This is a genomic window from Paenibacillus sp. P4_A9 (genome assembly GCF_056402415.1).
Map to the genome: position 1 here is coordinate 328,068 of NZ_JBFUHL010000002.1, position 9,528 is coordinate 337,595.

Consider the following 9,528-nt stretch of genomic DNA (forward strand, 5'->3'; position numbering starts at 1 on the left):
ATAGTTTGGTGGTTGAAACATGAGCATGCAGCTTGCTGAGCTTGAAGTACTCAAGCTTACTGAATTATATAAACTAGCTAAGAAACATCAGATCCCTTATTACGGTACGTTGAAGAAAAGAGAACTCATTTTTGCCATTTTACGCGCACAGGCTGCAGAGAGTGGATTCTTGTTCATGCAAGGTGTTCTGGAAATTTTGCAGGAAGGGTTTGGATTCTTGCGTCCGATTAACTACCTTCCTAGCTCAGAGGATATCTATATTTCAGCCTCTCAAATTCGCAAATTTGATTTGCGCTCAGGTGATATCGTATCTGGTAAATGTCGACCGCCTAAGGAGAATGAGCGTTACTATGGACTTCTCCAAGTGGAAGCTGTCAACGGTGAGAAACCGGAAACAGCAGCGGAGCGCTTGCATTTCCCGGCGTTGACACCTCTTTATCCGGATACGCGGATTACGCTTGAGACGGAGCCAAACAAGATTTCCATGCGAATAATGGACTTGCTTGCGCCTGTTGGTCTTGGCCAACGTGGGCTCGTTGTTGCACCGCCTAAAGCGGGTAAAACATTGCTGCTCAAAGAAATTGCGAATAGTATTTCTACGAATTATCCAGAGATTGAACTATTCGTACTGCTGATTGACGAGCGTCCCGAGGAAGTTACCGATATGCAGCGCTCTGTCAAAGGAGAAGTTGTGGCTTCGACCTTCGATGAACTTCCAGAGAATCACATTAAAGTTGCAGAACTTGTCTTAGAACGCGCTATGCGTCTAGTTGAACATAAGAAAGATGTCGTTATCCTGCTCGATAGTATTACGCGCTTAGCAAGGGCGTATAACCTCGTAGTACCGCCTTCAGGCCGGACGCTGTCCGGTGGTGTTGACCCCGCGGCTTTCCACCGCCCCAAGCGCTTTTTCGGAGCTGCTCGTAACATTGAAGAGGGCGGCAGCTTGACTATTCTTGCTACAGCACTCGTAGAAACCGGCTCACGTATGGATGATGTCATTTATGAAGAATTTAAAGGGACAGGCAATCTAGAGCTTCACCTTGATCGTAAAATGGCTGAGCGCCGTATTTTCCCTGCTATTGACATTCGTCGTTCAGGGACTCGCCGTGAGGAAGCGTTGCTGGGCAAAGATGAACTCGAGAAAGTATGGGCACTTCGCAAAGGCATGAATGATTCACATGAATATACTGAAACCTTTATTAAGAAGCTTGCGGATACGAAGACGAATCAAGAGTTTTTGGACTCGCTGAACTCCCCGTCTGCGGGATCGTCCTCAGGACCGAATAAAGGCAAAGTCAAAAACTCAGCATCTTAAGCTTTAGTACAAAGGGAGTACCGTTATGAACTTGGTTTATTCAGATTCACAAGGAAACGTATTTGATCATCCTGATTATTTGGCCCTAGGTCGAAATGCAGAAATGATCACCGAAATATTAGATGAAGAACTGATCCCTCTGCCAGAGGGATCCACACTCGTTAGTCTGCCCTTCACTCGTCCTGTTGGCATTGACGCTGTAACCGGTGAGATGAAGCTGGTGGATGGGGATTATCACGCCGTTGGAGCACTGCTTCCGCAGGGCTTCACAAGACTTCTCCTCCCAGGGTATGTGAAATCTGATAAGACGAAGGCACTGCCTTTATTCGGTTACACAGCTGTGGTATGGAAAGATGACAGCTTCTACGTGGCCGCGCGGCTGACAGATAATCCGTACTTTTGGAATCCGATTCATTGTGACCCGGATGAGCTCGAGGTTGAAGTCAAACGGCTGGTCGCCAAGTATCCCGAGAATCGCTTATATGCGCATCTATCGAATTGCGCTTTGGGCTACGAGTGCTTGACCGCTTCAAACACATTCTTGCAGCGCTGGGAAGGAGCTGTCCCCGTCTCGTACTCCTGTAACGCAGGGTGCTTCGGGTGCATATCCGAACAACCAGACGAGAGTGGCTTTGTTGCTCCGCAAACGCGGATGAACTTCAAACCGAAGGTCGAAGAGATTACGGAGATCATGCTAGAGCATCTGCGGACGCCGGAAAGTATCATCTCCTTCGGACAAGGCTGCGAAGGAGAACCGAGCACGCAGGCTGTCATCATTATCGATGCGATCAAGCGAGTGCGTGAGCAAACGAAGATGGGATACATCAATATCAATACAAATGCGGGCCTTACGGACCATATTCGCGGTATCGTTGATGCTGGACTCGACCTCATGCGCGTAAGTACGATCAGCGCTTTGGATGATCACTACAACGCCTACTACAAGCCAAGGGCCTATACGCTCAAGAACGTAGAAAAGTCTCTCCGGTATGCAACCGATAAAGGTGTCATCACATCGATCAACTACCTCGTGTTCCCAGGTGTTACCGATCGGGAAGAGGAAATCGAAGCGATGATTGAATTTGTACGTAGAACGGGATTGAAATTGATCCAGATGCGCAACTTAAATATTGACCCCGAGAGCTACTTGAGCATTATCCCTAAGGCTCAGAGTGAATTGCTAGGGATGAAGCAAATGCTAGAAATTTTTGAACAAGAATTACCAGATGTGGTGATCGGTTCTTATTCTCATACACCTAAGTTCTATACAAGCGATCGTACGCTCACGCCTGTTTTATAGACCAACTTGGTGGAAGGTTTAACCGATTGTTTTTCCATTGCATCCAGACTTGCGAATATGCTACAATGCAATAGTACGTCCATTAACTCTGTTTCAGCAAATGATTCAGGGCGGAAAGAGGTGAACCAAATGAAAGCAGGAATTCATCCTACTTATCATGCAACCACAGTGACTTGCGCTTGTGGTAACGTGTTCGAAACGGGTTCAATCAAGCCAAATCTTCGTGTTGAGATTTGCTCCAATTGCCATCCTTTCTACACAGGTAAACAAAAGTTTATCGATGTAGGCGGCCGTGTCGACAAGTTCAAAAAGAAATACGGAATCTAATTGGCATCATTTGCTTGATTGCCAATCAGCATAAGACAACCTCCCTTGGTCATCCTAAGCTTAGGCTTAGAGTCCAATGGGAGGTGTTTTTATGTTCAAGGGTCTAGTTAAGCTTACAGGAGCTGCTGTCCTGATAGCGAGTTTAGTAGGTTGTGGCATGTGGACGGGAAACAACAAGAAAACGAATGACGACTCTACGTATAAGGTTCAGAATTATAAGCAAGATGGCATGTTAGGCATTACGAGTGTAAATCCGAACAATCCGCTGAATCCGACGTATCATCATTACGAGGATGATGCCAATCTCATGAAGGCTGTGCTTGCTCAGCTGCCAGGCATAGAGAAAACCAATATCGCCATCAATGGGCCATCAGCCAACGTGAAAATTAAGCCTCAAGCTTCCTTGACGGCAGCCCAAGTTGAGGAGCTGCGGTCGCAAGCTCAAATGGCTTTAGAGACGAATATGCCGCGGTATAAAATATATGTAAGAATGGATCGCTAAGCGTGGTGCATTAATCCAGAGAGACTTAGCTAACGCTAAAGATCCCTATATTAGGTAGTATTTTCCCTCCGGTTGCTATTTAGCAGTGAATCAGCTATACTATTTTTACTGTGCTAGACGGGGAGGTAGCGGTGCCCTGTAACTCGCAATCCGCTGTAGCGAGGTTGAATTCCTGTTAGCGGTACTGTGATGTGAGGTCTGGCTCTTACACGTGGTGTTGAGAGTTGGGTCCTTCGCAATGGATGCTCATGAACCCGGTCAGGTCTGGAAGGAAGCAGCCGTAAGTGAGATGTTTCATGTGCCGAGGGGCTGCCTGATTTGAGCCAACGATAAGAGTTCGCTTGTATCACTTTATCAATAACAGGTGCACGGTGTAATCATAACTTATATGAATGTACACATAACCGAAACGCCATCAAGTGTGGCGTTTTTTCTTTTGTGGTTAGCAGGAAAAATATGACTTTAGAGAGAATCTTTATACAATACATACATGAACTGATGCCGCTCGAAGATAGTTCGACAAGAGAAAGTGAAGGAGCTGTTGATATGCCCATTCATTCGCCTCAGATGTACTCGGTATCGATAGACGAACTACGGAAGTTATTCAATCTTAGTATACAAACAGGGATGCTGATGGTTGATGAGGATGAGAAGATTCTTCTTGCAACGGATCAGCTCTTGAAAATTTCAGGTTACTCAGCAGATGAAATCACCGGTGTTCCAAGCCCTCATTTTTTAAAAGTGAGGGCTACTTTGCGTGAGTTATACGAGTTTCATTTTAAGCATGAAGCAGATGTAGGCGAGTGGCCCCATGGCTTTCTGATGGCTAAGAATGGAGGAATGATCTACTTCCAATTCTCGATGCTCAAACTGAACTGCGATAATAAATGTATATATCTATTATCTTTGAAAAATAAAGAAGAAGGCAAAGCATTAAACTTGCTGCAACGCTTTTCCGACGCCTTTTTGAAAGATATTAATTTAGGTGTTTTGTTAATTGATATGGATTATCGACTAGCCGACATCAGTGATCGGGCCTGCCAAATGTTGGCCAAGGAGAAAGAGCATATACGTAATAAGTCGCTGGATGACATTTTTGCCACAGTTCCCAGCCAGCATCAGCTCGTGCAGCGAACGATTTTGAATGGTGCGATTGTCCGCAATCATGCCGTTTCCTGGACGAACAATCAAGAACGGTTTGAGCTGCTACTTGATTCTAATGTCTTGAAGGATAGTCAAGGGAATATTGTAGGTGCCTACGTTATTTTCAAAGATGTTACCAATATACGCTCACTGGAACAAATGGTCTGGCGAAGCGATCGACTTGCCATGATCGGGCAAATTGCCGCGGGTACGGCGCATGAAATCCGCAATCCGTTAACATCAATCAAAGGCTTCTTACAGATGCTGCGACGCACATTCGGTGACCGTGGTATGGATAAGGAACAGAATTTTACAGATGTGATGCTGGGAGAGATTGATCGAATTAATGCACTGGTGAATGAGTTCCTGATGCTAAGTAAGCCCAAACATGTGGCCTATGAGCGTATTCATGTTACGGATGTACTTCATGGCATAGTACCGGTTATTCATAATGAAGCAATCCTTTATAATGTTCAGCTTCACTATGAGGCTTCGACGCACCTGCCTGAAGTGATAGCAGATAATGAGCTATTGAAGCAAGTATTCTTGAATGTTTGCAAAAATGGGATCGAAGCCATGCCCGAAGGTGGGGTCTTGACGATTTCCGAACGCGTGGATACGAATGAACGAAATGTGTGTGTAGATATTCATGACACAGGCTCAGGGATTCCGATGTTCGTCATTGATAAAATATTTGATCCCTTCTTTACGACGAAGGATACTGGCACTGGACTTGGACTTTCCGTATGCCAACGTATCATTCATGATATGGGTGGGACAATCCGCGTAGCTTCCAAAGGTTTTGGAACGACATTCACCGTAACGATTCCCTATACGTGATCCTCTATTTCATCCCTTGGAGCGTTATAGTATAATGGATACAGTCAATCCACGCAGGGATTATTGGAGAGGAACAATATGGCACACATTGCTTTGTATCGTACGTGGAGGTCGCAGACGTTTCGTGATGTTGTCGGACAGAGGCATATCACACAAACATTGCAGAATTCTTTGCGAGAAAACCGCCTAACCCATGCTTATTTGTTTAACGGACCCCGTGGAACGGGTAAAACAAGTACAGCCAAAATATTAGCCAAAGCCATCAACTGCTTAAACGGACCCTCTGAAGAGCCGTGCAACGAATGCTCTGCCTGTGAGCGTATCACGGAAGGTGCTGTAATGGACGTTGTGGAGATCGATGCGGCTTCCAATCGCGGTGTGGAAGAAATTCGAGATATCCGAGATAAAGTTAAATATGCACCGACTGAAGTTAGGCAGAAAGTGTACATTATCGATGAAGTGCATATGCTGACGACAGAAGCATTCAATGCCTTATTGAAGACACTGGAAGAGCCGCCGGCGCACGTTATGTTTATTTTGGCGACAACGGAGCCTCATAAGATTCCAGCAACCATCATTTCCCGCTGTCAGCGCTTCGATTTCCGTCGCGTTTCCATGGAGGATGAGGTGGGACGTCTACGGTATGTTTGTGATCAAGAGCGAATTTCAATTGATAAAGAAGCTCTTCACTATATAGCAAGATTATCCGACGGTGGGATGCGGGATGCGTTAAGTCTGCTTGATCAGGCTGCGTCTTTTGCAACGGGCGAGATACAGCTCGCTGATATTTTGTCGATTACAGGCGGTATAGCTTCTGATCAATTTAAGAGACTTGTTACTTATATCAAGGAACAGAATCTGGGGGCAGCTCTAGAGTTAATTGATACCTTCATGCAAGAGGGGAAGAGCGCAGACAAGTGTATCGAAAATTTGATTCACTATTTCCGCGATTTGCTGATGGTGCGTATGGTGCCGAATTCACCTGTGATCTCCGAGCGCGTTTTTGATATGGCAGAGATTAAAGAAATTGCGAGTCACTTCACGCCAAGTGAAATGATGAGTATGATTGAAACGCTGAACCATTATCAGAGTGAGATGAAATACTCGGTGCAACCACAGACCTTGCTCGAAATTGCCGTTATGAAAATCAGCGGTGGCCATCGCGGTGTCGAAGGAAGCTCGGTTGTTCGTTCTTTGGAGGACGCTGGAGGACGTGCATCGCAAGGTGATCTTTTCGCTCAGATGACCCAGAGAATGAAACAACTTGAAGATCAGCTAGCAGTACTGGTAAAATCGGGAGTGACAGCTGCTTCTGGTGATAATTCTAAGCAAGCGCCTGCGGCGAAAGTGGCTGTTGCCTCGGCACCATCTAAGAAGTCGGGACTTAAGCTAGATCCGTATTTGAAGGCCTCCGAAAGTCCTGAGACGAAGACCGCGCTGATGAAGTGGAGTCAAGTGCTAGGTGATGTCAAAGAGAAGAAAATAACCGTTCACGCTTGGTTTGTTAATGGCGATCTGGTAGCGATGCTAGATGATGTTGTACTCGTCGCATTCAAGAATGATATGCATCGCAATACAACGGAAAAACCAGAGAATAAAGTCATCATTGAACAAGTTCTTTCTTCTGTCTTTAGTAAACCGATGCGCTTGTTGACCTTGATGCGTAAGGAATGGGATGATGCGAAGAGTGATGCAACGCACGCCCAGCCTGAAGAGATGGAATTAGTAGCTGAAGATGGTCGCGGTAACGCGGTCAAAGATGAATTAATATCGGAAGCCATCCAATTGTTTGGCGAAGATCTAGTAACAATTAAAGAAGACTAAATATAAGGGAGCGACCTATTATGAATAACATGAACCAGATGATGAAGCAAGTAAAGAAAATGCAAGAGCAAATGATGAAGGCTCAAGAAGAACTAGGAACGAAAATGATTGAAGGAACAGCTGGCGGCGGCGTAGTCACTTGTATCATTAACGGACACAAGAAAGTACAAAGCATCACGATCAAACCAGAAGCTGTAGATCCAGACGATGTTGAAATGCTGCAAGATCTCGTGTTGACTGCTGTGAACGACGCAATGTCCAAAGCAGAAGAAATCGCAAACAAAGATATGGGCAAATTCACGGGCGGTATGAATATCCCTGGATTGTTCTAAGACAACGAAGAACCAACGACTCTGTACCATGAAGGAGTACTTCCTTTGTATTACCCCGAACCGATAGCGAAGTTAATCGATGCCTTCTCCCGATTGCCGGGAGTAGGACCTAAGACAGCGGGACGCTTAGCCTTTCACGTGCTTCGAATGAAAGAGGAAGACGTGATTGACTTTGCTAAGTCGCTTGTTAATGTAAAGCGGAACCTGCACTATTGCTCCATCTGCTGCAATATTACCGATGTGGATCCTTGTCGAATTTGTCAGGATAAAAGCCGCGATAATTCCGTCATCTGTGTTGTACAGGAGCCGAAGGACTTGGTTGCTCTGGAGCGAACCAAAGAATTTGAAGGCTACTATCATGTGCTGCACGGTGCGATATCTCCAATGGAGGGGATAGGTCCTGATCAAATTCATATCGCGGAACTCCTTAAGCGTTTGGGTGATGAAACGGTGCAGGAATTGATTCTGGCCACCAATCCGAACATTGAGGGCGAAGCCACAGCGATGTACTTATCCAGGCTGATCAAACCCTTTGGGTTGCGTATTACCCGTATTGCCCATGGCCTGCCTGTTGGCGGCGATTTGGAATATGCGGATGAAGTAACCTTATCCAAGGCGATGGAAGGCCGCAGGGAATTATAAAAGCATACATCTTAAGGAGAGCTGCGAAGCTCTCTTTTTTCTGTCTAATAAAAGAGTGGCAATGGTTCTGAAACTTCCATGATTCCCATATGTATTAATCAACCCAATTGTGGGAGGAATGGAGGTTTGCCTATGAAACCGGCTCTATTAGGCATGCGTGGATTTAAGAGTCCGCGAGCGAAGACTGTTCAGGAAGAACTGAAACGGGACAAGATCATGCTGATTCAGGAGATACGAACTGCCCATCAGACTTGGGTGGCGGCACAAGCTCACTTTGAGTTCGCTTTGGACAAGGATCAGATCGACTATACGATCTATGCAATGGAAGCTGCAGAGAAGAGGTTTGAAATGCTTATCAAACAAGCCAAGAAGCTAGGGATAAGTCTGATTGACAGCGATCATTTAATGGAGGTGTAGAGCGTGATTCTCAAATATGCCATTTGGGGGGTGCTAGTACTCTCCTCTCTCATGTTGGTGTTGATTGTATTTCGGAGCCGCAGTGGCGGAAGACTAGTAGCATCACTAGGTTTAAATGTGGTAGTTGCAGCATTTCTCTTATACATACTGAATCTACTGAGTTCATATACGCATTTAGAACTGCCTATTAATACGGCCACCTTAGGGACGGCTACTCTATTAGGGATCCCTGGAGTAATATTGCTGATTGGTGTGAAGTTGGCACTGCTTTAATTGTAAATATAATACATTCGCATTTGGGTTGACTCGGTTGCGGCATCTGTGTTATCTTATAAAAGTTGCCGCTGAGACATGCGGAAAAATAAAAGTAACTTGAGAAAAACAAGTTGCAAAAGAAAAGTAACTATGGTATATTGATCTTCCGGCTTTCGAGAGAGAGCAGGTTGGACAAGAGTGATTGATCTTTGAAAACTGAACAACGAGTGAGTAAGCACGAACGAGCAATCGTTCAAAAAAGAGATTGCAAAATCTCGCTAGCATCAAAATGAGCATTTCAGCTTTTCTATTATGGAGAGTTTGATCCTGGCTCAGGACGAACGCTGGCGGCGTGCCTAATACATGCAAGTCGAGCGGGTTTATCCTTCGGGGTAAGCTAGCGGCGGACGGGTGAGTAACACGTAGGTAACCTGCCTTTAAGACTGGGATAACTATCGGAAACGATAGCTAAGACCGGATAACTGGTTTTCTCGCATGAGAGAATCATAAAACACGGAGCAATCTGTGGCTTGAAGATGGGCCTGCGGCGCATTAGCTAGTTGGTGAGGTAACGGCTCACCAAGGCGACGATGCGTAGCCGACCTGAGAGGGTGAACGGCCACACTGG

The 9,528-nt window shown here is 45.6% G+C and carries 10 protein-coding genes, 1 rRNA gene and 1 other RNA gene; all 12 read left to right on the top strand.

Annotated elements, in window-relative coordinates; all coding sequences use genetic code 11:
* Nucleotides 1-19 precede the first annotated feature (19 nt).
* Complete coding sequence (gene rho, locus AC1DVJ_RS03770) at nt 20-1,318, top strand: transcription termination factor Rho (protein ID WP_477588467.1); 1,299 nt, start codon at nt 20-22, stop codon at nt 1,316-1,318.
* A 25-nt stretch (nt 1,319-1,343) separates the two neighbouring features.
* Nucleotides 1,344-2,618: a radical SAM family protein gene (locus AC1DVJ_RS03775; protein WP_477588468.1), complete on the top strand. Its 1,275-nt coding sequence runs from the start codon at nt 1,344-1,346 to the stop codon at nt 2,616-2,618.
* Nucleotides 2,619-2,747: 129 nt separating this feature from the next.
* Nucleotides 2,748-2,945, top strand: a complete 198-nt coding sequence (gene rpmE / locus AC1DVJ_RS03780) for a 50S ribosomal protein L31 (RefSeq protein WP_056621960.1) — start codon at nt 2,748-2,750, stop codon at nt 2,943-2,945.
* Nucleotides 2,946-3,036: 91 nt separating this feature from the next.
* Nucleotides 3,037-3,447 carry a hypothetical protein gene (locus AC1DVJ_RS03785; protein ID WP_477588470.1) on the top strand — a complete coding sequence of 137 codons (411 nt, stop codon included), beginning with the start codon at nt 3,037-3,039 and terminating at the stop codon, nt 3,445-3,447.
* A 108-nt stretch (nt 3,448-3,555) separates the two neighbouring features.
* Nucleotides 3,556-3,819, top strand: an RNA gene (gene ffs, locus AC1DVJ_RS03790) — signal recognition particle sRNA large type.
* Between the two features lie 174 nt (nt 3,820-3,993).
* Nucleotides 3,994-5,430 (top strand): ATP-binding protein, encoded by a 1,437-nt coding sequence (locus AC1DVJ_RS03795; protein WP_477588472.1) that lies wholly within the window; start codon nt 3,994-3,996, stop codon nt 5,428-5,430.
* 78 nt (nt 5,431-5,508) lie between these two features.
* The gene (gene dnaX, locus AC1DVJ_RS03800) at nt 5,509-7,254 is read left to right on the top strand and encodes a DNA polymerase III subunit gamma/tau (protein WP_477588474.1); all 1,746 of its coding nucleotides are present in this window, start codon (nt 5,509-5,511) and stop codon (nt 7,252-7,254) included.
* 20 nt (nt 7,255-7,274) lie between these two features.
* Complete coding sequence (locus tag AC1DVJ_RS03805; protein WP_028555044.1) at nt 7,275-7,586, top strand: YbaB/EbfC family nucleoid-associated protein; 312 nt, start codon at nt 7,275-7,277, stop codon at nt 7,584-7,586.
* Nucleotides 7,587-7,631: 45 nt separating this feature from the next.
* Nucleotides 7,632-8,228 carry a recombination mediator RecR gene (gene recR, locus AC1DVJ_RS03810; RefSeq protein ID WP_477588476.1) on the top strand — a complete coding sequence of 199 codons (597 nt, stop codon included), beginning with the start codon at nt 7,632-7,634 and terminating at the stop codon, nt 8,226-8,228.
* 132 nt (nt 8,229-8,360) lie between these two features.
* Nucleotides 8,361-8,645, top strand: a complete 285-nt coding sequence (locus AC1DVJ_RS03815; protein WP_477588478.1) for a DUF2508 family protein — start codon at nt 8,361-8,363, stop codon at nt 8,643-8,645.
* Nucleotides 8,646-8,696: 51 nt separating this feature from the next.
* Nucleotides 8,697-8,918: a pro-sigmaK processing inhibitor BofA family protein gene (locus tag AC1DVJ_RS03820; protein WP_477588499.1), complete on the top strand. Its 222-nt coding sequence runs from the start codon at nt 8,697-8,699 to the stop codon at nt 8,916-8,918.
* Between the two features lie 291 nt (nt 8,919-9,209).
* A 16S ribosomal RNA gene (locus AC1DVJ_RS03825) occupies nt 9,210-9,528 on the top strand; the annotation flags it as partial.